Origin of the sequence: Algoriphagus sp. UBA3586 (genome assembly GCF_002376385.1) — a bacterium.
In the GTDB taxonomy this organism is placed as follows: domain Bacteria; phylum Bacteroidota; class Bacteroidia; order Cytophagales; family Cyclobacteriaceae; genus Algoriphagus; species Algoriphagus ornithinivorans.
Map to the genome: position 1 here is coordinate 19,998 of NZ_DFMT01000042.1, position 22,703 is coordinate 42,700.

25 protein-coding genes are annotated in these 22,703 nt (G+C 38.6%); 14 read left to right on the forward strand and 11 right to left on the reverse strand.

Features of this window, described 5'->3' with window-relative positions; all coding sequences use genetic code 11:
- Nucleotides 1-16 precede the first annotated feature (16 nt).
- From B2906_RS14710 to B2906_RS14750, 9 genes are all read left to right on the forward strand, one after another.
- Nucleotides 17-508 (forward strand): DUF6691 family protein, encoded by a 492-nt coding sequence (locus tag B2906_RS14710; RefSeq protein ID WP_286940728.1) that lies wholly within the window; start codon nucleotides 17-19, stop codon nucleotides 506-508.
- 345 nt (nucleotides 509-853) lie between these two features.
- Nucleotides 854-2,008 carry an MFS transporter gene (locus tag B2906_RS14715; RefSeq protein WP_286940729.1) on the forward strand — a complete coding sequence of 385 codons (1,155 nt, stop codon included), beginning with the start codon at nucleotides 854-856 and terminating at the stop codon, nucleotides 2,006-2,008.
- A gap of 5 nt (nucleotides 2,009-2,013) precedes the next feature.
- The gene (locus B2906_RS14720; protein WP_219956691.1) at nucleotides 2,014-2,745 is read left to right on the forward strand and encodes an acyl-[acyl-carrier-protein] thioesterase; all 732 of its coding nucleotides are present in this window, start codon (nucleotides 2,014-2,016) and stop codon (nucleotides 2,743-2,745) included.
- A gap of 102 nt (nucleotides 2,746-2,847) precedes the next feature.
- Nucleotides 2,848-3,912, forward strand: coding sequence for a c-type cytochrome (locus tag B2906_RS14725; RefSeq protein ID WP_219956690.1), 1,065 nt, complete (start codon nucleotides 2,848-2,850; stop codon nucleotides 3,910-3,912).
- On the forward strand, nucleotides 3,909-5,252 hold the full coding sequence (locus B2906_RS14730) for a hypothetical protein (RefSeq protein WP_219956689.1): 1,344 nt from the start codon (nucleotides 3,909-3,911) through the stop codon (nucleotides 5,250-5,252). Before B2906_RS14725 ends, B2906_RS14730 begins: the two co-directional genes overlap by 4 nt.
- 441 nt (nucleotides 5,253-5,693) lie before the next feature.
- Nucleotides 5,694-6,683, forward strand: a complete 990-nt coding sequence (locus B2906_RS14735; RefSeq protein WP_219956688.1) for a fatty acid desaturase family protein — start codon at nucleotides 5,694-5,696, stop codon at nucleotides 6,681-6,683.
- Nucleotides 6,684-6,687: 4 nt separating this feature from the next.
- The gene (locus tag B2906_RS14740) at nucleotides 6,688-7,893 is read left to right on the forward strand and encodes a DEAD/DEAH box helicase (protein ID WP_091649066.1); all 1,206 of its coding nucleotides are present in this window, start codon (nucleotides 6,688-6,690) and stop codon (nucleotides 7,891-7,893) included.
- 9 nt (nucleotides 7,894-7,902) lie between these two features.
- Nucleotides 7,903-8,148 carry a cold-shock protein gene (locus B2906_RS14745; protein ID WP_091649069.1) on the forward strand — a complete coding sequence of 82 codons (246 nt, stop codon included), beginning with the start codon at nucleotides 7,903-7,905 and terminating at the stop codon, nucleotides 8,146-8,148.
- Nucleotides 8,149-8,153: 5 nt separating this feature from the next.
- On the forward strand, nucleotides 8,154-8,348 hold the full coding sequence (locus B2906_RS14750; protein ID WP_091649072.1) for a cold-shock protein: 195 nt from the start codon (nucleotides 8,154-8,156) through the stop codon (nucleotides 8,346-8,348).
- An 87-nt stretch (nucleotides 8,349-8,435) separates the two neighbouring features.
- On the opposite strand, the gene B2906_RS14755 is transcribed toward B2906_RS14750, so the two are convergent.
- Together B2906_RS14755 and B2906_RS14760 are read right to left on the reverse strand one after the other, a co-directional pair.
- Nucleotides 8,436-9,431, reverse strand: coding sequence for a 2-hydroxyacid dehydrogenase (locus B2906_RS14755; protein ID WP_286940730.1), 996 nt, complete (start codon nucleotides 9,429-9,431; stop codon nucleotides 8,436-8,438).
- A 145-nt stretch (nucleotides 9,432-9,576) separates the two neighbouring features.
- Nucleotides 9,577-10,755: a hypothetical protein gene (locus B2906_RS14760; protein ID WP_219956686.1), complete on the reverse strand. Its 1,179-nt coding sequence runs from the start codon at nucleotides 10,753-10,755 to the stop codon at nucleotides 9,577-9,579.
- Nucleotides 10,756-10,889: 134 nt separating this feature from the next.
- Here B2906_RS14760 and B2906_RS14765 point away from each other — a divergent pair, with 134 nt between their 5' ends.
- Entirely contained in the window at nucleotides 10,890-11,315 is a 426-nt protein-coding gene (locus B2906_RS14765) for a Dabb family protein (RefSeq protein WP_219956685.1), read from the forward strand.
- A gap of 7 nt (nucleotides 11,316-11,322) precedes the next feature.
- Here the strand turns inward: B2906_RS14765 and B2906_RS14770 are convergent, their stop codons facing one another.
- Complete coding sequence (locus B2906_RS14770; RefSeq protein ID WP_091649083.1) at nucleotides 11,323-11,727, reverse strand: hypothetical protein; 405 nt, start codon at nucleotides 11,725-11,727, stop codon at nucleotides 11,323-11,325.
- Nucleotides 11,728-11,823: 96 nt separating this feature from the next.
- Between B2906_RS14770 and B2906_RS14775 the strand changes: the two genes are divergently transcribed.
- Nucleotides 11,824-12,429: an alpha-ketoglutarate-dependent dioxygenase AlkB family protein gene (locus B2906_RS14775; RefSeq protein ID WP_219956684.1), complete on the forward strand. Its 606-nt coding sequence runs from the start codon at nucleotides 11,824-11,826 to the stop codon at nucleotides 12,427-12,429.
- On the opposite strand, the gene B2906_RS14780 is transcribed toward B2906_RS14775, so the two are convergent.
- Together B2906_RS14780 and msrA are read right to left on the reverse strand one after the other, a co-directional pair.
- Complete coding sequence (locus B2906_RS14780; protein ID WP_091649089.1) at nucleotides 12,426-12,809, reverse strand: response regulator; 384 nt, start codon at nucleotides 12,807-12,809, stop codon at nucleotides 12,426-12,428. The two genes, B2906_RS14775 and B2906_RS14780, sit on opposite strands and share 4 nt — an antisense overlap.
- Before the next feature lie 147 nt (nucleotides 12,810-12,956).
- Nucleotides 12,957-14,066, reverse strand: coding sequence for a peptide-methionine (S)-S-oxide reductase MsrA (msrA, locus tag B2906_RS14785; RefSeq protein ID WP_414631668.1), 1,110 nt, complete (start codon nucleotides 14,064-14,066; stop codon nucleotides 12,957-12,959).
- Between the two features lie 177 nt (nucleotides 14,067-14,243).
- Here msrA and B2906_RS14790 point away from each other — a divergent pair, with 177 nt between their 5' ends.
- The gene (locus tag B2906_RS14790; RefSeq protein ID WP_219956683.1) at nucleotides 14,244-14,840 is read left to right on the forward strand and encodes an outer membrane beta-barrel protein; all 597 of its coding nucleotides are present in this window, start codon (nucleotides 14,244-14,246) and stop codon (nucleotides 14,838-14,840) included.
- 60 nt (nucleotides 14,841-14,900) lie between these two features.
- Nucleotides 14,901-16,340 carry a hypothetical protein gene (locus B2906_RS14795; RefSeq protein ID WP_219956682.1) on the forward strand — a complete coding sequence of 480 codons (1,440 nt, stop codon included), beginning with the start codon at nucleotides 14,901-14,903 and terminating at the stop codon, nucleotides 16,338-16,340.
- Between the two features lie 6 nt (nucleotides 16,341-16,346).
- On the opposite strand, the gene B2906_RS14800 is transcribed toward B2906_RS14795, so the two are convergent.
- Nucleotides 16,347-17,009 carry a GDSL-type esterase/lipase family protein gene (locus tag B2906_RS14800; RefSeq protein ID WP_219956681.1) on the reverse strand — a complete coding sequence of 221 codons (663 nt, stop codon included), beginning with the start codon at nucleotides 17,007-17,009 and terminating at the stop codon, nucleotides 16,347-16,349.
- Between the two features lie 324 nt (nucleotides 17,010-17,333).
- On the opposite strand from B2906_RS14800, the gene B2906_RS14805 reads away from it, so the two are divergent.
- On the forward strand, nucleotides 17,334-18,419 hold the full coding sequence (locus B2906_RS14805) for a DUF4407 domain-containing protein (protein WP_286940731.1): 1,086 nt from the start codon (nucleotides 17,334-17,336) through the stop codon (nucleotides 18,417-18,419).
- 20 nt (nucleotides 18,420-18,439) lie between these two features.
- Here the strand turns inward: B2906_RS14805 and B2906_RS14810 are convergent, their stop codons facing one another.
- The 5 genes from B2906_RS14810 to B2906_RS14830 all read right to left on the reverse strand — a co-directional run bounded on the left by B2906_RS14810 (nucleotide 18,440) and on the right by B2906_RS14830 (nucleotide 22,631).
- Nucleotides 18,440-19,159: a VIT1/CCC1 transporter family protein gene (locus B2906_RS14810; RefSeq protein WP_144606495.1), complete on the reverse strand. Its 720-nt coding sequence runs from the start codon at nucleotides 19,157-19,159 to the stop codon at nucleotides 18,440-18,442.
- A 1-nt stretch (nucleotide 19,160) separates the two neighbouring features.
- On the reverse strand, nucleotides 19,161-20,321 hold the full coding sequence (locus tag B2906_RS14815; RefSeq protein ID WP_219956679.1) for a dipeptidase: 1,161 nt from the start codon (nucleotides 20,319-20,321) through the stop codon (nucleotides 19,161-19,163).
- A 630-nt stretch (nucleotides 20,322-20,951) separates the two neighbouring features.
- Nucleotides 20,952-22,001, reverse strand: a complete 1,050-nt coding sequence (locus B2906_RS14820) for a glycosyltransferase family 4 protein (RefSeq protein WP_286940732.1) — start codon at nucleotides 21,999-22,001, stop codon at nucleotides 20,952-20,954.
- A complete protein-coding gene (locus B2906_RS14825) occupies nucleotides 21,998-22,339 on the reverse strand; it encodes a DUF86 domain-containing protein (RefSeq protein WP_219956677.1) in 342 nt (113 codons plus the stop codon). Before B2906_RS14825 ends, B2906_RS14820 begins: the two co-directional genes overlap by 4 nt.
- Nucleotides 22,332-22,631 (reverse strand): nucleotidyltransferase family protein, encoded by a 300-nt coding sequence (locus B2906_RS14830; RefSeq protein ID WP_219956676.1) that lies wholly within the window; start codon nucleotides 22,629-22,631, stop codon nucleotides 22,332-22,334. The genes B2906_RS14825 and B2906_RS14830 overlap by 8 nt, the downstream gene beginning before the upstream one ends.
- Nucleotides 22,632-22,703: the final 72 nt, after the last annotated feature.

The following is a 22,703-nucleotide window of genomic DNA, read 5'->3' on the forward strand; positions in this document are numbered from 1 at the left end:
AACTAATTATAAACAGATGAAAGTTATAGATAAGAAAACTGTAGTAGAGGATCCCAATTGTGTAGCACCAAATCTACGAGAGGATCATGATAAGGGGTTAGAATTACTGAAATATGTGATTTTAGGAGTGTTATTTGGGATTGTTTTTGTCAAGGCTGAAATCATTTCTTGGTTTAGAATTCAGGAAATGTTTAGGCTTCAGTCCTTTCATATGTATGGAGTGATTGGCTCAGCGATTGTTACTGGAATCATATCTATCCAGCTTATCAAGCGATTTGGGATCAAAACCATTCATGGAGAAAAAATCAATATTCCAACCAAGGAGTTTAGAAAAGGGCAAATTATCGGAGGTTTTATCTTCGGTTTAGGCTGGGCTATTACAGGAGCATGTCCAGGGCCTTTATTCGCACAGATTGGTAGTGGATTTACAGTAGTAGGTATTACCCTTATTTCTGCAATTGCAGGAACTTGGGTTTATGGAAAGTTTGCTGATAAGCTACCTAACTAAGCCCTATATAAATATTAAAAGCCGTGGGAACTGATGTCTCCACGGCTTTTTTATGTCCTATAAATTTCAAATAGTTCTCTCTATAAGACCTTTAATAACTTTATGTTTTAGACTAATATATTTCTGATAGCCGGCGAAATTTTCAATCGAATACTTTTTTAATAATAAACCGAATCATCAATATTATACAGGCTAGGATCGATCCCACTATTACAAATTCCATACAACAGATTTTCACTTTAAACCAAGCAAGTCCTAAATAGTTTTTCCGCTTCTAGGGTTTCCACAAGTTTATTTCTTTGAAACTTCTTTACTTTGGGATGCCTATTCAACTTATTTCAACTCATGAACCCATTGGTTAAACGTAGAATCGCCCTGGGAAGCCTTTTCTTTTTTATAGGGCTTTGCTTTGCTAGTTGGGCGGCAAGGATTCCCGACATCCAAGCAAAATTTGATCTTTCTGAAGGACAGTTAGGGACTTTGTTGTTGTTTTTGCCCATAGGTTCCATTTTGGGATTACCCATTGCTGGATGGTCAGTCCATGAGTTTGGAAGCAGAAGAGTGATTTTAACCGGAAGTTTTATTTACGCTATTTCTCTTCCATTAATAGGATTAAGTCCCACCACTTGGATTTTAGTAATTGTTTTGATTCTGTTTGGTCTAATGGGAAATATCATGAATATAGCTTTGAATACTCAGGCTTTAGACTTGGAAGATCAGATGGGAAAAAGTATCCTGGCTTCTTTTCATGGACTTTGGAGCTTGGCTGGATTTACCGGTGCAGGAATTGGAGCTGCCATGATATTTCTTGATTTCAATCCTACTCAACATTACCTGCTGGTAATGATTCTATCATTTGTCATCATTTTCTTGGCTCATAGTTATGTGGTCAAAGAGAAAAAACGGGATGATTCAGGCGGATTAGTTTTAAAAAAGCCAGATAACCTATTATTAAGAATTGGCTTGATAGCCTTCCTCGGAATGATGACTGAGGGCTGTATGTTTGACTGGAGTGGAGTTTATTTCAAAAAAGTACTGGTTGCGAATCCGAGTTTGGTGAGCTTGGGATATGTGGCTTTTATGGGGACTATGGCATCTGGTAGATTTATTTCAGATAGGCTGGTTCAACGCTTTGGAAAGGTGCCTGTAATTAGAGTTAGTGGCTTGTTGATATTTCTAGGTTTACTACTTTCCGTCTTGATCCCGACATTGCCTTTTGCTACGCTTGGATTCTTTATAGTTGGATTCGGAGTTTCCTCTATCATTCCTGTTTCCTATAGCATAGCAGGAAGGTCCAAGCAGTTTGCTCCCAGTGTCGCTTTGGCCTTGGTTTCTACGATTTCGTTTTTCGGATTTTTGATAGGGCCTCCAATGATTGGATTTATTGCGGATTTATTCAGCCTGAAAATCTCATTTGCTCTCATAGCAATGAATGGATTAGGAATCGCGCTCTTGGCATCCATTAGAAAAGAGGTTTTTTACCCTTCTCAAGTAAACTAGACGTTATGAGTTACCCCGAGAATTTCCAATTCAGAAAGATATTTGAAATCAACTCCTTCATGGTCAGCCCCAATGGTACGCTTCGTGTTAAATCCTTGGCAGACTTACTTCAGGAGATTGCTTGGAAGCACGCTGATTCTGAAGATTTTGGCAGGAATCTCATGGAGAGTCAGCAAATGTGGGCCTTATCCAGGTTTGAATTTAAAATTTTCAAGCTTCCTAAGTGGGGAGATGAAATTGAAGTATTCACAGGTGGAAGAGGGGTTGAAAAGTTTTTTGCCTTTCGGGAATTCTTAGTAAGAGATAAATCCGGGAATATTTTGGTTCGAGCTATGAGTTCCTGGCTGCTTTTAGATCTGCGAACCAAAAGGATACAAAGGCCCGATCAGGTTTTGCCAGCTCAAGTATTTGATCCGCAGTTAAAGCCGGATTGGCAGCCTCCAAAAATACTAGTGGAAGGAGAGGAGATTTTCTCTTGCTCTCTTCAGGTAAAGCACTCTGATTTAGACTTATACAACCATGTGAATAATACCAGCTATATCCGTTGGGTGGAGGATTGTTGTCTGGAATTAGGGATGCAAATTATCGAGGAGCTTAGCATCAATTATCAATCGGAGTGTAAACTTGGGGATCAGTTGAATCTCATGGTTTACGAATTTTCAGGAGAGTTTTTATTGAAAGCCGTACTAGAAGATAAAGTCTGTTTCACAGCGAAGTGTAAGGGAAAGAGAAAATGAGAGGTGTTTTTCAATTCCTTTGCTTAACTTGATTTAGATGTGATGCAAGTCACAGGAATTCAGTGTATAAATCCTGCATTTTTGTAAAGAATCAAGCATCTTATGAATCAGTTAGGAAAACCTTTTTTACAAATCATTTCTCTGTTGTTAGGCTTATTGGCATTGGCTACTGCTTTAGTAGCAATGGTTGGAGGTGTTGTTTTAATTTCTTCAGCAGGAATTCAACTGCCATCTCTGAAAAACTCAAATCCTGAAACTTCCTTGCAGACTGAAGTTGCTGAAGTCAAACCCAAGTATTTAGAAGATCCAGCAGGAATGTGGATGGCTCCTGATTGGTCTAAAGTAGAATTAGAGCCAAATGCTGAAGAAATCAAGTACGGCAGGGATTTGATCGCAAATACTGCTGAGTATTTAGGGCCAAACGGGAAGGTGAGAAAAATGTCCAATGGACTCAATTGTCAAAACTGCCACCTACAGGCAGGAACGGTTCCCTTAGGAAATAACTATTCAGCCGTGGCATCTACTTATCCAAAAGTCAGATCACGCTCCGGAAAATCAGAGGATATTCCCAAGAGGATCAATGATTGTTTTGAGCGCAGTTTGAATGGAGGCACATTGGAATCAGACTCCAAGGAAATGATTGCTATGGTAGCATATATGAATTGGGTAGGGAAGGATGTTCCAAAAGGAGAGAAGCCCAAAGGGGTAGGTTTGTATGAGGTTCCTTTGTTGGATAGAGCAGCAGATCCGGAAAAAGGGAAAAGTATTTACATCAATCAATGTCAAAGCTGCCATGGTCCAGAGGGTCAAGGTTTGGCAAAGCAAGATGGCAGTGGATATATCTATCCTCCTTTATGGGGTTCGAATAGCTACAATCAGGGAGCAGGATTATTTCGACTCTCTAGGTTTGCGGGTTATGTCAGAGCCAATATGCCCTTGGGAGCAACTTTTGAAAACCCGCTTATATCAGATGAAGAAGCCTGGGATGTGGCAGCCTATGTCAATAGCATGGAAAGGCCATCCAAAGATTTAAGTCAAGATTGGCCTGATATTTCCAAAAAACCGATGGATCATCCATTTGGGCCATATAGTGACAGTTTCCCTGAAGTGCAACATAAATTTGGTCCGTTCAAACCTATCACTGAAGCAAAGTCCAAGTCGGAATGAAACTGACCACATTGGTTTTATTTTGGATTCTTCCATTAGGACTGAATGCCCAAGGTTCTGCCCAAAAGCTGAGTTTTCAGCCAACTATTCATGCTCGAAGTTTTTGGATGAGTACTTCTTACCAAAAAGACTTTAAAGATGATTTTGCATGGGGTAATTCTCTGAGTCTGGGCATAAAGTCCAATTATCTTCAAAAATGGTATTTCCGAGCATCTATCAGAGGTTTTTTGAATACATGGAGCTCGGATATATATGCCAATGATCCCTTGACCAATAGAGATAACCGATATGAAACTGGATTATTTGATCTATTAAATAGGGGAGATAAAGCCTTTTTATCTTTTGAAAATCTATCCTTAGCTTATAAGTCTACCAAATGGGAGATTGAAATTGGAAGGATGGGAGTCAATACTCCATGGATCAACCCTCAAGATGGTCGATTGGCACCTACTCTGATAGAAGGTTTAAGGCTTGGTTTCAATCCAAGTTCCGATTGGAAAGTTTCTGGCTGGTTTATTCATAGATTGAGAGTTCGTGGAACTAAGGACTGGTTAAGGCCGGGAGAAACTGTCGGTATTTTCCCAGTTGCCCGAGATGTGAATGGTCTTCCGTCTCAATATTTCAATAACACGGAGAGCCGGTCTATACTCATCTCAGAGGTAGAAAAAGAATCCGAATGGGGTACTTTTAATTTTTCGAATACCTGGGCTGCTCATTTATTCTCTACTTATTGGTTCCAATGGGAAAGGGATTGGAATCGAGAGGAAAAGACTTCCTTTTTTTTCACTGGCTTACAGCTAGGTTTCCAACATGGAATCCGAAATGGGGGGAATGATAATCCCTTATTGGCATTCAAAGATCCTTCTGACCAAAATTGGGTAGTTTCTACGAGAGTTGGATGGAAGAATTCCAAAGTAGAAGCACATTTGAATACAAGCATCCTGAGAGGTAAAGGGAGGTGGCTTAGTCCAAGAGAGTGGGGGAAGGATGCCTGGTATACATTTATACCCAGAGAAAGAAATGAAGGCTATGAGAGTTTGGAGGCATTGACAGCTTATTTTTCATTTCAATATCGAAGAAATATCCAACTATTTGGCCATATGGGCTTTCACTGGCTTCCAGATATTGGTGATCCATTAGCTAATAAATACGCTTTTCCTTCCTATAGGCAAGTGAACTTGGGAGTCAAATTCCATCCTAAAAATTACCAAAAATTGGATTTTCAGGTATTGGTCATGAATAAAGAAGCTTTGGGGTCACAAAACCTCAGCCCTACCCAACGCTATAATAAGGTTGAAATGATTCACCTAAATATCATAGCAAATTGGAGTTTAAACTGAATTAAGGTCTGTTCCGGTCAAAAAAACTGAATATCAATATTTTGGATGAATCTACCCAATTGGATGTTTTTCTAATAAATTAGGAAATACCGAAACTTCTCCTCACCTTTGATGCGGATTCAAAAAAGGGACAAGCCCTTTAGAATTCAAAAAAATAATTTAGCGTTGATATTCAACCTGCTTAAGTAGCAAATTTCAGAGTTCCTCCCTTGCAAAGGTTTTAATTCTCTTCTTTCTACTTTTTTAATGGACGGTCATAGGACCGATAAATTAAAACCTGCAGCGAAATTCCCCCGGGAACAACTTTACCTTCTTAATTAACAGTTTATTAAAACAGTAAGATTCTCAGAGTCAGTTTTATCTGAATTCTCCAAAACCCTTCGAAAAAGAGTTTATAACCATTTTGAAACTACCCAGCAGTCCAAATACGGAAATGCTGAGATGGTATTTAAAACCGTTTTTTTACTCTCTCTCTACATTGTGCCCATCGCATTAGTGATTTTGGGCATTGCTCAAACCACCTTTCAACTTTACGCTTGCTTTGTTTTAGCAGGATTAGGGATGGCAGGTGTAGGAATGGGAGTGATGCATGATGCCAATCATGGTTCTTATTCCAAAAACCCTACTGTCAATAAATGGGTAGGTTATACTTTAAACTTGGTAGGAGCTAGCTCCACAGTTTGGAAAATCCAGCATAATGTTTTGCATCATAGCTTTACCAATATTGACGAGCATGATGACGACATTAATGCACCCTTTTTCCTAAGGTTTTCTCCAAGCGCGAAGAAAAATTTCCTGCATAAATTCCAGCATTTGTATGCTTGGATCTTTTATTCTCTTTCCACCATATCTTGGGTTACCGCCAAAGATTTCATTAGACTGACTCGTTATCACAAAATGGGATTGGTTAAGGGAGAGAATGCGTATAGAAACAATATATTCAAATTGATCGCCTGGAAATTGGGCTATTTCATTGTAGCCTTGGGATTACCCTTGCTATTTGCTCCGTTCTCTGCAGGTCAAATCATATTAGCATACATCGTAATGCACGCTGTAACAGGTTTTGTAATTACCATGGTATTTCAAACTGCTCACATTGTGCCTGAAGTTGAATTCCCTCTTCCTAATAGTGAAGGAATCGTGGAAGGTGAGCGTATGCTACATCAATTGGCTACTACCTGTAATTTCGCCCCAAATTCCAGAGTTTTGGAATGGTTTATAGGTGGACTCAATTATCAAGTCGAACATCATTTATTCCCTGATATCTGCCATGTGCATTATCGGGATATTTCAAAAATTGTAAAAGCAACGGCTGAGGAATACCAGATTCCTTACTATTCAAAGCCTAATTTTTTTGGGGCAGTATATGATCATTTTAGAATGCTTTATCTCTTGGGGAATAGCCCTGAGTTAGAGCCAGTAAAAGCCTAACATTATGAATCCGAATAACAGACCAAAACCAAATAGGGACAAGAGCAGAAATGCACGTCCCGTCGGTAGAACATCGCCTAAACAAGGCAAGCAGGCCAAAGTGTCCAAATTGGATCCAAGGCTATTGGTGAAGACAGCTTCACCGAGCAGTAAAACAGATTTTAAATCTGAAACCACTTTCTCTGATCTACCTATCGGTGCTCAGTTGAAGAAAAACCTGACCTTGAAAGGGTATACAACCTTGACAAAAATTCAGGATCAGTCTCTACTTCCACTTTTGGAAAAAAGAGATTTGATGGGAATATCTAATACAGGGTCAGGTAAAACCTGCGCTTTCTTAATACCTATCATTGAGCATGCTTTAGCAAACCCTCATGATTTCAAGGCATTGATCGTGACTCCGACTAGAGAGTTGGCGCTTCAGATTGAGGAAGAGTTTAAGAGCCTGACCAAAGGCATGAATTTGAGATCTGCCACCTTCATTGGAGGCACAAATATTAATTCTGACGAAAAATCCTTGCATAGACATCCGCAGATTATTGTGGGTACTCCTGGAAGATTGTTGGATTTATATGGTAGAAGATTACTCAAACTCAACATGGTCAAAACACTCGTCTTGGATGAGTTTGACAGAATGTTGGATATGGGTTTCGTAAACGATGTGAAGAAGTTGGTAGCGCCTATGAATCAAAGGAGCCAGACTATGCTTTTCAGTGCGACGCTAGACCCGGATCAATCAGTATTGATCAAAAGCCTTTTGAATAATCCAGTTGAAGTAAAAGTAAATAGTGGAGGCAACTCCAGCGAGAATGTAGATCAGGAGATTGTCCATTTGAAAGATGGTCAGGATAAGTTTACTGTTTTGCAAAATATGTTTCAAAGTGCAGAGTTGGAGCGGGTGATCATTTTCACCGAAACCAAAAGATTGGCTGATAGACTGAGTAAAAAATTAAATCAGGCAGGGATTCAATCCGGTCTGATCCACGGCAATAAATCCCAGAACTTCCGCAATAGGACTATTGAGGAATTCAAAAACGGAACCACCAGAGTATTGGTAGCCACCGACGTGGCGGCCAGAGGTATAGACGTGGCTGATGTGACCCATGTGATCAATTATCAGCTTCCCATGTCTATGGATAGTTATATCCACAGAATAGGCCGGACAGGGCGCGCCGGAAAAGCCGGTCGTGCCATCACATTTGTCAACTAAAAATTCTATATGTCAAAAAATCAAAATGCATTCATCAAAAAACAAAAAGCAGAACTTAAAAGAAGAAAACAAAAAGAAAAATTAGAGAAAAAATTAGCCCGCAAAGAACAGCCTAAAAGCGGCGATTTAGAAGACATGATGGCTTATGTCGATGAGTTTGGAAACATATCCGAAACTCCTCCGGAACCGGAGCCACCAAAAAAAGAAAGACCTAAAAATCAATATTTCAATAACAAACAACAAAGTAAAAATTAGTAATCATGAATGAAGGAACAGTAAAATTCTTTAACACAACCAAAGGTTTTGGTTTCATTACACCAGCAGACAACAGTGAAGATGTATTCGTACACCACTCCGGTCTAGTACACGAAATCCGTGAAAATGACAAAGTTACTTTTGACGTAGTTCAAGGTAAAAAAGGTGTTAACGCAGTGAACGTTAAAGTAGTAGGTTAATTCCTCCTGCTTTCAAAATAGAATCCCTGGGGCTATGCTACAGGGATTTTTTTTTGGAAAAATCGATCAGAAAAGGAAACTGGGAGTTTACTTCAAAGCAATCTGATTGCCTAGCCTTTCTCCTTTTTCAAATTGAGTAATATTGTCTAGGGTAGTTTTGGCTATTTGTGCCAAAGCTTCATGAGTCAAGAAAGCCTGATGGCCTGTAATCAAGACATTGGGAAACGTCATCAACCTGGAGATTTGCTCATCTTCCAAAATTTGTTCAGAAAGATTTCTGAAAAATAAGTCTTCCTCCTGCTCATATACATCTATGCCCAAATAGCCTAGTTCCCGGGATTTTAAAGCCTGAATTACCGCCTTGGTTTCGATCAAAGCTCCTCTCGAGGTATTGATTAGCATGCAGTTGTTTTTCATCTGAGAGAGAGCAGCTTTGTTGATCAAGTGCTTTGTGTCCAGAGTTAAGGGGCAGTGAAGGGAAATGATATCAGACTGGGAGAATAAATCCTCTAAATTGACATAATTTACCCCTATGTCCTTCATTTCTTCATTTTTAAATACATCAAAGGCTACAACTTCACATCCAAAACCCAATGCTATCTTACAGAAAGCCCTACCAATGGCCCCGGTACCTATGACCCCGATAGTTTTTTGGTATAAATTAAATCCAGTGAGCCCCTCCAGAGAAAAGTTGGATTCCCTGATCCTGTTGTATGCTTTATGTGTCTTTCTACTTAGTGTCAGAATCAAGGCAAAGGAGTGTTCAGCAACTGCCTCAGGGCTATAGACTGGCACTCTGACTACAGGAAGGTCTAAAGAACTCGCAGCTTCTAAATCTACCTGATTGTAACCGGCACAACGAAGAGCTATTAACTGAACTCCATTTTCTTTGAGGAGAGTAAGAGTATTTTGATCCAAACTATCATTTACAAACGCACAGACAGCTTCATATCCTTTTGCTAAAGGAGCTGAAAATTGGTCAAGCTTCGTCTCAAAATAGGTGATCTCGTGATCATAGTTTGGCAAAATGGAGCCAAAGCTATCTTCATCATATGACTTAGTACTAAAAAATGCAATTTTCATGTGTTTATAATTTGTTTTCAAAGGTCACTACCTGTCCCGAAAATCGGGATGGAATCCCTGCCTGCGGCACATAGGTCGCACAGTTTCCCCGATATATTGGGGCATGCCAATGTGTTTCGTTCTCCTCGTGCTCGATTTCATGCTTTTATATTTTTACCTGATAAATTGAAAAACGCGTAACTTCTTCCTCAATTTCTGAATTTTCAGGCTCTTGAACCAAAAATTTTCCATTTCCCATTCCAAATAAAATAGTTCCGGGCACAGATGGAAGTTCTTGATTCAATTGCTTCTTATTTTTAATAAGGATCAATCTCTTCTCATTAAGGTCTGAAATAGGACTATAAAGAGGATCTTCCGCTTTTCGATTATCATATTCAGATGGTGTAATTCCCGTGAAATAAGAAATCAAATAAAGGTCCTCATCGATTTGAATCAGGGAGATATTCCTCCCAGCCATCATTCTAAGCTGGGTGATCCTTTCATCGTTTTGTGCAATTTCAATAGGGACCGAGTTATAAGTTAAAAACTCCTCATGTTTCAGGGGAATACTTCCTTTGTAATTCAAACCCGGAAGATCATAAACTTCAATTTCATCCTCTAGACCGTGTAAAACCAATAATTCGGAAGTCTTCCGATTAATTTGAAAGGATTTGGTCATCAATTCAGGATAAAAACCTTCCGTTTGTCTGTAAACAGATTGCGCTCTATATGGGACCACAGATTTCATCTCTCCCGACTCCAGATGCAGTTTGTAGAAATTCTTTAATGTATCCCTGCCTTCCTCGTTTCTGATCAGATAATGGGCAGATAAATAATTGCTGGGGCCCACTAAAAAAAAGGTACTGTCATTTGACTCGAAATATTGAGTTTTTCCGAGAGGACCGAATGCACGGATAGGTAATGGAGACTGGATTCGTTGCTGAAATTGGGTTTGATAAGTGGAATCAAAGGCAAATAATGCAAAGGGCAATTCAGCAATCCTTAATCCATCCGGACCAAAACTCATTCCGATAGGATTCCAATTACCATAATTACCCGGACCATCTCCTTTCTTTTTAGCTCTTTGAATAATATTTCCATCCAAATCTATTTCCAGAATTTCATCTTCTGCCGTTGCGTAGCCCAAATACGTTTTTTCCTGCTCGGAATAATCACTGATAATTACCCTTGTGAGATTGTTGACTTCAAAGGAGTCTATTTTCTCTATTTGAAAATCATTTTCTGAAGATTTTTCCTGTTGATTATCAGACGAACAAGCCTGCAAACCCAGTAAAACAAGAAAAATCCATAAGATGTATTTGGGAGATAGAGTGGGATATTTCATTATTTAAAATATAGTTTTTCTACTTATTTATCGTTGAATTTACAATCAATTCTTGACTTTCCCAGCTAATCTTCTTTTTTCCTAATTCTGTCAAGAGTTGCTAACTTAAGCATTCCAAACTCAATCCTAATTCTATGAGAAAAAATCTGCTGTTTTGCTTGTTTATCCTAGTGTTTTCCTGTACGGAAAAGAAAGAGGAAGTAAAAGAAATTGAAAAAGAAGTTTATAAAGAAATTACCATGGACCCTCAACCCGACTCTGTTTTAAGGCATGTTGTTTTGTTTGCTTTCAAGGAGAGTAGCAGTCCGGCCGATATCAATCAAATCATCGAGGCATTTGAAAACCTTCAGAATGAAATTCCTGAAATCAAGTCATTTGAATGGGGGCTCAACAATAGTCCGGAAAATTTGAATAAAGGCCTTACTCATGCCTTTTTTCTGACATTTCATTCAGAAGCAGACCGAGAGACCTACTTGCCTCATCCTGCCCATCAGAAATTCGGGGAATTGATCGGCCCTCATCTCAAAGATGTAACGGTGGTGGATTATTGGACCAAATAAGATAATCTTAATTGTAGGGGAGGCCGGATGAATTCCCCATCTTGCTTTCTCCTACAGTTAGAACCTCGGTAACCACAAAATTACTGGCTCCTCTCCAAGGGAGCATCCCATTATATTCTTTATAGCGTAGCTCCACAAATTTGCCTGAGGCTCTTTCCAATTTTTCAGCAACTTCGGGGTCAGTTACACTAAACCTAAACTCATTGCTTTGGAGTCCGCCTGCAGTTGGACTTTGGAATCCTTCCTGTACCACACGTCCTTCGTAGGTTTTAAACAGGACTCCCTTTTTCACAAAATAATTCAAAGAGCCAGCTTTTACACCTTCACCGAAGACAAATAAAAACTTGTACCAAAAGATAGCTCCTAATATGAGAACAAGGATTAATCCGAAAATCCACCCGAATTTTTTCATAATATTTAATTTTCAACTTCTAATATAAGCAGTGATTTTATCTAAAAAATAGAAAGACAAAATAAAACCTAGCAAGTGTTTTCGTGTTTTTAAATCATGCAGGAGGATTTATTTCAAAAAAGCGGACAAAATTTATTACCCTTTCAAGGTGAGGTAAGGTACTATCCTGACTTTATTCAATGGGAGAAGGCTTCTGAATTGTACCAGCGCTTGGAAAAAGAAATCGAATGGAAACAGGAGCCTATTCGCCTTTTTGGGAAAACAATCCTGCAACCAAGATTAACTGCCTTGTATGGAGATCCCGAAAAATCATATAGTTATTCTGGGATTACCATGAATCCGATTCCGTGGAACGATACCCTTCGTGAAATTAAGTTTCAGATTGAAAAATTAAGTATGGAATCTTTCACACATGTGCTGCTTAATTTTTATCGGGATGGAAAAGACAGCATGGGTTGGCATAGGGATAATGAGGGCAGTTTGGGACGAAATCCGACCATAGCCTCAATCAGTTTGGGGGAAACCAGAAATTTTCAGCTGAGGCATTACGAGGATAAAAAAATAAAATTGAATATCCCTTTAAATTCCGGAAGCTTATTGATCATGGGAGGGGAGAGTCAACATTTTTGGGAGCATCAAATTCCCAAAAGTAAAAAAGTAAGTAAAGGAAGAATTAACCTGACCTTTCGAAAATTAATTTAAAATATTACTTGTTCTTTCAACATGTTGAGATATTCAAACGGAAGTGGCTTTTCGATATAATCTATCACGCTTGAATATTCCATGGCTTTATTTTTATCAGCTACATTGACAGATGAGCTAATCAAAATCACCTTTATTTTTTCGGGAATATTTTTGTTTTCAATGAAATCCAAAACACCCCATCCATCAATTGTTTTCATGTAAATATCCAAGAACAGAAGGTGGTTTTTATCCATGTTCTCTTCCAAGAAACGGATTGCGTCATATCCATCTTCAAATTTCAAAGGAGTTTGATGGAAGTCGGATTTCTTTGCCAAGACATCATGGATGAACAAGAAATTAGGGTCGTCATCTACGATTATTAAGTTAAAATTGGCCATCAAATGGGTAAGTAGTGAAAGGTCGGAGTTGGGTTCCGTGGTGATATTAATAAGATTTATTTATTCAAATAATAAATTATGAAAAATAATTCCGAATTATTCATCAAAAATATAAAAAAAAAGCCCCGATTTGAACGGGGCTGAAGATTAATTAACTAGCCAAATAAACTCGCCGTATCCTTCTTTTTCCATTTGTGACTTGGGGATAAACTTCATCGCTGCAGAATTCATACAGTATCTCAATCCGGTAGGCTCTGGTCCATCATAGAAAACATGTCCTAAATGGCTATTGCCTAATTTGCTTCGAACTTCCACCCGAATCATTCCCAAGGTCTTATCAACTGGTTTATCTATTATCCTAGCATCGATTGGTTTGGTGAAACTTGGCCATCCTGAACCTGACTCATATTTGTCCTTAGAACTGAATAAAGGAGCTCCTGATACTATGCATACATAAATCCCAGCCTCCTTATTTCCATTGTACTCATTTTGGAAAGCATATTCAGTTGCATCTTCCATAGTCACCTCATACTGTAAATCAGTTAATGTAGCTTTCAGCTCTTCTTTTGATTTAGCTGGGTATTCTTCTTGGCTTAATTCTGGCCAATGCTTTTTGATAAAAGCATCCCTGCCACTTCCTGTTCTGTAGGAATAATAATCCTGAGGCTTTTTCTTATAATAATCTTGATGATATTCTTCTGCTTCGTAGAAGTTGGTGTATTTGATAATGGGAGTTGCGATAGGCTTGTCAAATTTCCCGGACTGATCCAACAGCTTTTTGGATTCTTCGGCTACCTTTTTTTGCTCAGCATCATGAAAGAAGATTGCAGACTCATATTGGGAGCCTCTATCATAAAAGGATCCACCTACATCTGTGGGGTCAAAAGTTTGCCAAAAAATATCAACCAACTCTGAGTAACTGATCACTTCCGGGTCAAAAGTAATTTGAACTGACTCACGGTGAGAGGTTTTTCCTGAACTTACCTCCCCGTAGGTTGGATTTTTTTCTTTTCCTCCAGCATATCCGGATACAACGGATAATACACCGTCAATTCCTTCAAATGGGGCTTCTACGCACCAGAAGCATCCTCCTGCAAAAGTTGCAAGCTCTGTTTTACCGGAGAATGAAGTGACTGGATCTGCCTGTTTTTCTGTTTCTTGGTTAGCTGAACCTTGCTCGGATGGAGCACTACAGGCCATCAGTAGGCCTAGTATAAAGCTGAACATAATTGTAAATGATTTTTTAGGTGAAGACATATTGGATGTTTTTTTCACAGCTAAGTGATTTTGGTCTCGTATTTGAAACTGATTTATAAACACTTCAGTTCGCGATCTGTTTGAGTTCCATTCCAATTACGTACTCAGATCCAAAAAAAGATGATTTGTGATTACAACTGAAGCGGCAGGATCGACCAAAACTTAAAAGAGAGAGTTATGAAAAGTTTTCAGCAGCTATTTTACCTGGGTTTTTTCTTTCTGATTTCTTACCCGATGGCTTTGGCACAACAGGGATCTGGTTTAGGAGTCAAGTTTGGAACAAATTATAATACCTCTGGCAAATATTTTAAAGATGCCGAATCAGTTTGGAAAGATCCATTAGGAGGTGTAGGGTATCATGCAGGGATATTTTACAAAATGAGCTCTTATGATATTTATCTTCGTCCTGAGCTGGTATTTACTGAAAGCAGGTTTCAAACCTCCTTTGGAGAGGCGAATGCACAAAGAATTGACGCTCCTATTTTGGGTGGAATACAGCTTTTCAAAATAATCAATGTCTTCGCCGGGCCTTCATTCCATTATACCCTCAATGATAATTATCTGACGGGAAGTTCTTCCGATTTCAACAAACGGCTTAGAATGGGTTACCAGTTCGGGATGGGAGTTTCTATAGGTCCATTGGGACTGGATCTTCGCTATGAACGAGAGTTCAATGATCAGAAATTCACGATGGATCGTGTGTTAGGAGGGAATCAGGATTTTCGCCATCAGCAGATTTTGCTAGCGCTTTCTTTGAGAATTTTCGGGCCCTAAAAAAAAATAATATAATAAAAATCTATTTTTCTAGTTAATTGAAAAATCAACTAGAACTATATGAAAAAGACACTTTTCATTTTTGGATTTTTATTTCTTAATTTTTTGACATTCGCGCAAGAAAAAACTGCATTTGAAATTTATACCGGTCCATCAAAAGCCATTTTGCCATTTGAGGTAATTCCTACAAATTTTAATATTTCTACATCGAATCCACTGAGCTATCACCTTGGATTGAGTTTTATAACTGAAATAGCCCCGACATGGCAACTCAGTACTCAGGTGGAATTTTTTAAGCGTCATCTAGGTACTTTTGCTTTTTCTTCTCAGGCGGACACTATTAGAATTACGGGGTATTCAACGGATGTTATCCCTTTAATTGCTCTGGGGATTCGCAAAAATTGGTTGGGTTTTTCTCACTCATATTATTTCCAGCCAAGTTTGAGTTTGATGAAAAGTCCTGCTTTCTTGGATGTATATGAACCTGAGCCTGGTGACGAATTTAATGGAATTCCTTTAGGTCTAGTTTCAGCTTCCAATTTAGGGTTAGGAATTAGGTTAGAAGGGGGAGTTAAGAGGTACCTAACGGGCGGAAATTACCTCACTTTAGGATTAAGATATCAGCAGGGGCTACGTTTAATGGATCAAATGAATGCACCTATTTTCTACAGAGGCAACCTTGAGCATGTCTTAGTTGCGAAAAGTAAAGGCAGTTATTTAGGAGCGTATATAGGGTTTGGAATAAGTGGTCAAAAATTCAAAAAATCTCCTAGTCATAGTAATAAACATATTCCTGATGAATTAAACCTCCAAAAGGAAAAAGCAGCAGGAGAAGACGGGGTTTATTTTTTTATGTTAGGAGGGATTAGGTTAAGAGAGCAACTTCTGCAAAACCCCTACACGTACTCCAATATTAGCGGTCAGTTCCAATTGGGTATTGGCTATTATTTCAAAGATTTTTCAATTGAAACTGGTTACGGAAATTATAGTTATAACAATAATTATCAATTGGACTGGGATGGTCAAAAAGCTGTTTTTATGACCTTTGAGCATTTTTCTGCAGGAGGTATCCCTCTAACTTTGAAGTATCATTTGCCTCTTGATGAAAGGAAAAATTGGAAAATCGGCCCTAGCTTTTCTGGTTTTTTGATTTTGTCTAACACGGCAGATAGCCCCTATTACTATGGAGGGGGGCAAAGAACAACTACAATAGGAGATCAAACTTATGAGGCGACTAGTTCATTTGAAGCTTTATCAACAAATTGGCGAAGTATGTTCAGTTACAGGGCTGGATTATTTACTGAACGAAGATTTTTGAATTCTTCCTTTTTGTCTCTTCAGTTTTCAAGGAATTTTGGTAGCCCGGTTTTATCCAGGTTAGTCGTTGATTATCAAATTGAGGGTCAAAATATAAATCAAATCCATGAAGGGGGATTGAATGGCTATAGTTTAGAATTATCGTTAAGGTTCCCGATTAAAGTTTTAATGGCAGTCAATTGATCAAAATCAATTTTTCATAAAAGGTCTAAATGCCCCAGACCAGAGTTTGTATCCTTCAGCATTGAGATGGAGTTGATCTTGGATATAGAGTTCTGGTCGAGGGTTTCCATTTTCGTCCAAGAGGACATCCCAAACAGACAAAAATTCCACTTGCTCTTTGCTTTGGGCATATTGCGCCATCATTTGATTTAAAATGACATAGTTTTCCTTTTTGGACCAGCGACTTGGGCTGGGTTTGGCACTGATCAATACCACCTCTGTATAAGGATTAATCACCTGAATTCTGGAAACAATATTGTCCAATGACTCCATGATTTGCGATACATTAACGTCTGCCCAGATATCATTATCACCTTCATAAATGAAGACTTTTTTGGGTTCAAAACGGATGACAAGAGGAAATAGATGTTTCTCCAAATCTGAAGCCTTAGATCCGCCAAATCCGGTATTGATGATGTTTCGATTTGGAAATTCCTCTTTTAAACTTTGCCAAAAACGAATACTGGAACTTCCGGTGAAAACAATTCCTCCCGGTTCCCAACCTGCATTGTCTATTCTTTCTGAGATTGCCTTTACTTCTTGCTCAAAAGGAACAACTTGGGCAAAAAGCACTTCGGCTTTTACAAAGAATACCAAAAAGAATAGGAAGAGAATCTGGCTAATTTTCATGGGTTTTAAAATTGTGGGTGGGAATGAATTGTGAAATCTTTCAAATCTGAAATAAACACCTCAAAATTGATCTTTTTTACAGAATAAACATACGGGGAAAATTCACATGCTCAAAACCGTTCACCAAGTGGACGATTCCGCACAGAGCGAACGAACCCGAGTTCTGTCCTGTAATTTTGTACAGAGGATTAAAATATGGCTTTCTATCCCATTTTAGGGGATTTCTGTCACAGGTAAGCCTTTGACCATCCCTGATTTTCCTATTCACTTACTTTTGGAGTGGTTTCTGCGTTTAAAAAGAGAACTCAAGCAATCATTCCTATCATGCAGCAACTCACCCGTTTTTTCTGGTTTTGTAGCGGAGCTAATTTCTCCATTCTCAAACGAACTCCCACTGAATCAAATAAATATGTAGGAATTGGCGCCACAGTCTTTTTTACAGGAGTGTTGGCGGCCTTGGCTGCAGGCTATGCTTTGTTCACGGTTTTTCAGTCCATTTGGCCTGCCATCGGGTTCGGATTCCTTTGGGGTTTGATGATTTTTAATTTGGATAGGTTTATCGTGTCCAGTATGCGTAAAAAACAAAATGCCTGGGCTGAATGGAAGTTGGCGATTCCCCGATTAGTATTAGCAGTATTATTGGCCTTAGTCATTTCCAAACCTCTTGAACTGAAGATGTTTGAAAGGGAAATAAACCGGAAATTGGATGAGAAAAAAACTGAGTTTATCGCTGAGTCCAAAGCCAATTTGGCTAAAGGTTTTCCGGAGATTCAGGAATTGGAAGCAAAAATTGATACATTAAAGTCTGAGGTTGCTTCAGCTGAGTCTTTTAGGGATCAGTTGCAAAAAGAGTACGATGCTGAGCGCTTTGGTGAAAAAACAAGCGGTACCAGTGGGATAGTAGGACTGGGAACCAATGCCAAGAAAAAAGAGCAGCAGTTGGATGCAGCCCAGGAGGCTTTAAATAGTTTGAGGGCAAGGAATCAAATTCGCATCGATACTATCGAAGCTCAAATTCGAGAATTTATGGCTTTGCGACAGCAGGAATTTGAAAAGCAACAACCTGGAATTGAGAATTTTGATGGTTTGGCTGCCCGAATGGATGCTTTATCCCAACTGACTGAAGAAAGTCAAGCCATGGCCACTGCCAATATCTTTATTATGCTATTGTTCATTGCAATCGAGACTGCTCCGATTTTTGTGAAATTGATTTCCAATAGAGGCCCATATGATGAAATTCTGGAATTGCACGAGGATAAGGTGATCCTGTTTAAAGGGGAGAAATGGACCTTTGCCAAAGGAGAATCAGATGCCAGAGTAGATTACTTTCAGGGCACTCATACCTTTGCAAATGAGTTAAGAAAAGAACAAACTAACAGGAAAAATAAAGCACTCCTGGATACTGATTGATTACGACTTAAAAGGCACTTCTACAGGAAAAACTTTTCCAACACATCCCCTACATAAAAAGCAACTACAGCTGCTAAAAGACCCAACGACAGGGTTTCGCTAATACTTCGCAAGGCTGATGTTTGATTCACTATGCCTTTTAACCAACCCACTATGACAAAGGCTAAGCCTGTCAAAATGCTGGTCCAGAGAAAGATGTCTTGATCTATGGGTATGAAAAAATCCCACAGATAAACCATCAATGGAATAAAACCCACCAGTATAAATGATAGTAGGGTAGCCAGACCTATTTTGAAAGGGCTTTTACTTTCTTTCATCATGCCCAGCTCATCTTTCATCATCTCTGCCACCCAAAGGTCTTTATCAGAGCAGATATGGTTCACAATTTTGTCCAAAAGCTCTCCTTTGAATCCTTTTTCCCGATAAATCTCAGCAATTTCCTCTCGTTCTAAATCAGGGAGATTTTCTATTTCCCAATATTCGATTTTCTCGTGTTTGTTAAAATTATCTCTCTCACTTTTCGCTGAGAGATAAGCGCCCACAGACATGGAAAAGCCGTCTGCAAACAAATTTGCGAAGCCAAGAATAATCAAGATTCCCGCATCCAAATTCGCTCCGTATCCACCGGCCACGACGGCAAAAGTGGTGACTGCACCATCGATTCCTCCGTAGACAAATTCCCTTAAATACTCCTGTAGTTTGCCGAATTTTCTGTTTTGATGATGGATTACTTTTTCCATATTATCTGAGATTCTTTAAGAAAAACTCTTTGACATTTTCGCCCATAACTGCCCTAATCTCAGTTTTGGTAAATCCTTCTTTCAACAGGCCCTCTACTATCAAGGGCAAGCCTGTAATATCAAAAGGAACCGCAACAGAACCATCATAATCAGAGCCTAAGGCCACATATTCAATGCCCACCAAATCTCTAATATGCTTGATAGAGGCAATAATATTAGGGAGCTCAGGCTCTCCAACTGCCATGTCAAAAAATGCAACGCCTATAATCCCTCCCTTTTCCGCTATTTTTTTGATTTGTTCGTCACTGAGATTTCGTTGTGAGTCTAAGACGGCCCGTACACCGGTGTGGGATACAATAACCGGCTGTGTGCTAATAGCCAATACGTCATCAACGATGGCAGGAGAGGAGTGAGCCAGATCGACAAATATTCCCAAGTCATTCATCCTTCTAACAGCCGCCTTTCCAAACTCGGTTAAACCGTCCCCGCTCTCACCGTGGGCAGAGCCTCCTAATTCATTGTCAAAGAAATGAGTTGGTCCTATCATGCGAACTCCTGCTTCAAATACCCGATCGATATTTAAAAGATCGCCTTCCAAAGCATGAGCCCCTTCTATCCCTAGCATGGCTCCAATGGTGTTTTTATCCTCAGCTCTAAGGGTTAAGAGTTTTTGTAAATCAGCTTTTGACTGGATGAAAATTGTCCTTCCGTCTTTACTGATAAAATCATTTAAATCACTGCTTTGAGATAAAGTCCTATTGATTAAGCTAAACCAATTGAATGGGCTTTCACCTTTGACAATGGTTAATGGAGTAATATTATCAAAAGTCTCAGCACTGTTTTGCTGCATATTTTGACCTGATGGGGATTTGGAGACTATAGTAAACATTTCGAAGGCCACATTAGCCTCTCGCATTCTTGGGAAATCCACGTGCCCTCTGTCGCCTCTTTCGGTAAGATCTCTTCCCCAAAGCAAAGCATCACAATGGAGGTCTGCGATGAAATCCAAGCTATCATAGAATGCCTGAGCTTCATCTGAAACTAGATAAGGCCCACTGGATTTTACCGGGTTTCTTTCATTTTCTATGTAGGAAGGGATAGTGGAGATTGCGATTACATACAGTAAAAAGAGAGCAAGTAGGGCGATCAGTATTTTTTTCATAGTTGTTGGGGAATCCTTTTTTTAAGATACTAAAAATTAATCCTTTGAAAGAAGCGAATGAAATCCATTAATTCTACTTTTCTTATTTCAATTCAAATTCATTTCAATTTTTCTTCACATGGGATCAGAAAAATAATTTATGGAGGAGCAACCAAGTATATTCAAAAAAAAAATGAAAAATTTTTTACTGATTTTGTGCCAAATATTTAAATTTTATTAAGTTTAAGAAATTTTGGTATTCATAAAAGTTACTCAACCCAGCTGTTTACCAAAGTTTATTTGGTTTTACTTAATCAACAATAGACCCTGATTGAGAGCTTGTTTTCGAACAAGCTCTCTTTTTTTTAACTAGTTCTAAACCACATTTTGTTGAGATTTAAAAAACAGGTTTAAAAATTAAGCTTAGCCTCTTGTTTTTTTGTAAAAGTTGAAAAAATCGGTTTCTCACCCTAAGGTTTCGTCAAGAAATATATTCTTTTGTTTTTGATCGGTTAAAAAGAAAAACCTTCTCAAATATTTCGAGAAGGTCTTTACATAGATAACCCTTTAATCCAATGAATTTTGAAAAATTCCTCTGAAGAGTTAAAAATCTCAATTCATTGTTGAATTTGTATAATCTTCAATTCACTATCAGTGATTCAAGTCATTAGAGTTTGTGTCAAATAAGGCCATGGTAAGGTTTTCTTGACGAAGTTGATAGCTGAAAAAATCTAGAATTCTTTTACGCGCAAGAATAGATTTTTCTTTCGGGTTTTCCAGCAAAAATTGAGAAAGTAAGTCTTGCAGTAAGGCTAAGTCTTTTTGGGGCAAAATCAAGCCCGTAGAATCAATAATTTCTGGAATTGCACCTACTGCGCTGCCTATAGGTATGCAGCCACATGCCATAGCTTCTCCCAGCGAGTTGGGAAATCCTTCCGAAGTGGATAATTGAAGGTAATATCGATGGGTGTTGAAGGCTTCTACCAGGTCTTGAGCTTTCATTTTGCCAAAGACTTTGATATTGGGCAATGAACTATTGTATTTTGAGTCTCCAATGAAAGTGAAGCTCCATTCTGGATGATTTTTGGCCAGTTTTTCTATCAAATCATAGCCTTTGACGATTGCTCGAGAAGGATTGGAAGTGCCTGTAGCTACTGAAATAAAACTCAGAGGTTTTCTTGTTTTCCCAAAGTCCTTCCAAAATTCGGTATTGAAACCATTCGGGATCACTTGAATGGGGGTCTGAAGGTCTGAAATCAGGTTCAGCAATCCTTGTTTGGGGCTAATTTTAGAATCATAGGAATAGTCTTGCCTAACCAATGCATCTGCCACTGGCAATATCAAGGAGCAGTTTTTAAAGGAATAAGTGGTAGCCTTTCTCAACCACTTTTTTCTAAAATTGCCATAACCTATTTCGGGCATGTTAATACAATCCATGCCTCCTGCCTGAATGATGCAACGTATCTTAAATATTTTTCCAAACCATACAGGTAGTACAGAATGATATCCTCCAAAAAAGCATAAATACTGACTGGTTTTAGGTAAAAACCATAACAATTGAAAAAACTGAATGAAGAAGTAGAAGGGGAGTTTAATTGGGCTTTGGGTAAACTCTAGGCTTTTGATATTTGCGACCGGGCGGATCATTTCCAGATCTCGGTCGGTAAATGCTGTGCGGATAGGGTAGGTAAAGAGGATCATTTTTCCTCCAAAAGTTTTTTGCCTTCTTTCTTTAAGATTGGAAAGTTCTCATTGATGACCTTGACTATAGTCTCATAAGTTATTGCTCCATATTCATGGGCAATATAATTTCTAGCACTGATTATTTTCCTTGTATCCGAAATGGCAATTGAAGGCGATGTTTTAATAAGTTTTTTCGTCGCTTCACCGATAATTTCCAACTCTCGCTCTACTGCGCGAATAGTTTTTATATCTTCTAACAAGGATTCTAAAGTCACTACTTTTCCTTCAAAAAATTGTTCTACCTCCTCAATATAAGTAAGAATGTCAAAAAGGTAGGTTTTTATTTTTCTATCCATAGATCAATTCTTTGGTTTCATCCACCTCATCTCTAAAATATGGATTACGGATAGCGTCATATTCAATTAAATCAACTTCTCTCCCAAGAAGGTCTTCTAATGCAAATTGCAATTCGAAATAGTTGCTGGCAAAATCCGAAATATCATGTCTTTCAAAGTCTACCAAAAAATCGACATCGCTTTCTTCATTGAAAACCGAATTAAGAGCCGAACCAAAAGCATAAAGCTTTGCTACTTTGTGTTTTTGACAAAGGTTTATAATGGCTTCGATATTTGCTTCTAAAAGCTCCATTAATCAAATATAGTCTTATTACATTTAAACAAAAAAAGACTCAAATTTAGATTTTGAGTCCTTTTATTTAGC

Coding starts and splice junctions, on each gene's coding strand:
- B2906_RS14790 (WP_219956683.1), top strand. CDS start 14,244: ATGAAAAGTTTTCAGCAGCTATTTTACCTGGGTTTTTTCTTTCTGATT.
- B2906_RS14815 (WP_219956679.1), bottom strand. CDS start 20,321: ATGAAAAAAATACTGATCGCCCTACTTGCTCTCTTTTTACTGTATGTA.
- msrA (WP_414631668.1), bottom strand. CDS start 14,066: ATGTCTTCACCTAAAAAATCATTTACAATTATGTTCAGCTTTATACTA.
- B2906_RS14810 (WP_144606495.1), bottom strand. CDS start 19,159: ATGGAAAAAGTAATCCATCATCAAAACAGAAAATTCGGCAAACTACAG.
- B2906_RS14760 (WP_219956686.1), bottom strand. CDS start 10,755: ATGAAATATCCCACTCTATCTCCCAAATACATCTTATGGATTTTTCTT.
- B2906_RS14730 (WP_219956689.1), top strand. CDS start 3,909: ATGAAACTGACCACATTGGTTTTATTTTGGATTCTTCCATTAGGACTG.
- B2906_RS14800 (WP_219956681.1), bottom strand. CDS start 17,009: ATGAAAATTAGCCAGATTCTCTTCCTATTCTTTTTGGTATTCTTTGTA.
- B2906_RS14820 (WP_286940732.1), bottom strand. CDS start 22,001: ATGATCCTCTTTACCTACCCTATCCGCACAGCATTTACCGACCGAGAT.
- B2906_RS14805 (WP_286940731.1), top strand. CDS start 17,334: ATGCAGCAACTCACCCGTTTTTTCTGGTTTTGTAGCGGAGCTAATTTC.
- B2906_RS14825 (WP_219956677.1), bottom strand. CDS start 22,339: ATGGATAGAAAAATAAAAACCTACCTTTTTGACATTCTTACTTATATT.
- B2906_RS14750 (WP_091649072.1), top strand. CDS start 8,154: ATGAATGAAGGAACAGTAAAATTCTTTAACACAACCAAAGGTTTTGGT.
- B2906_RS14795 (WP_219956682.1), top strand. CDS start 14,901: ATGAAAAAGACACTTTTCATTTTTGGATTTTTATTTCTTAATTTTTTG.
- B2906_RS14780 (WP_091649089.1), bottom strand. CDS start 12,809: ATGGCCAATTTTAACTTAATAATCGTAGATGACGACCCTAATTTCTTG.
- B2906_RS14745 (WP_091649069.1), top strand. CDS start 7,903: ATGTCAAAAAATCAAAATGCATTCATCAAAAAACAAAAAGCAGAACTT.
- B2906_RS14775 (WP_219956684.1), top strand. CDS start 11,824: ATGCAGGAGGATTTATTTCAAAAAAGCGGACAAAATTTATTACCCTTT.
- B2906_RS14725 (WP_219956690.1), top strand. CDS start 2,848: ATGAATCAGTTAGGAAAACCTTTTTTACAAATCATTTCTCTGTTGTTA.
- B2906_RS14740 (WP_091649066.1), top strand. CDS start 6,688: ATGAATCCGAATAACAGACCAAAACCAAATAGGGACAAGAGCAGAAAT.
- B2906_RS14770 (WP_091649083.1), bottom strand. CDS start 11,727: ATGAAAAAATTCGGGTGGATTTTCGGATTAATCCTTGTTCTCATATTA.
- B2906_RS14765 (WP_219956685.1), top strand. CDS start 10,890: ATGAGAAAAAATCTGCTGTTTTGCTTGTTTATCCTAGTGTTTTCCTGT.
- B2906_RS14710 (WP_286940728.1), top strand. CDS start 17: ATGAAAGTTATAGATAAGAAAACTGTAGTAGAGGATCCCAATTGTGTA.
- B2906_RS14830 (WP_219956676.1), bottom strand. CDS start 22,631: ATGGAGCTTTTAGAAGCAAATATCGAAGCCATTATAAACCTTTGTCAA.
- B2906_RS14735 (WP_219956688.1), top strand. CDS start 5,694: ATGGTATTTAAAACCGTTTTTTTACTCTCTCTCTACATTGTGCCCATC.
- B2906_RS14715 (WP_286940729.1), top strand. CDS start 854: ATGAACCCATTGGTTAAACGTAGAATCGCCCTGGGAAGCCTTTTCTTT.
- B2906_RS14755 (WP_286940730.1), bottom strand. CDS start 9,431: ATGAAAATTGCATTTTTTAGTACTAAGTCATATGATGAAGATAGCTTT.
- B2906_RS14720 (WP_219956691.1), top strand. CDS start 2,014: ATGAGTTACCCCGAGAATTTCCAATTCAGAAAGATATTTGAAATCAAC.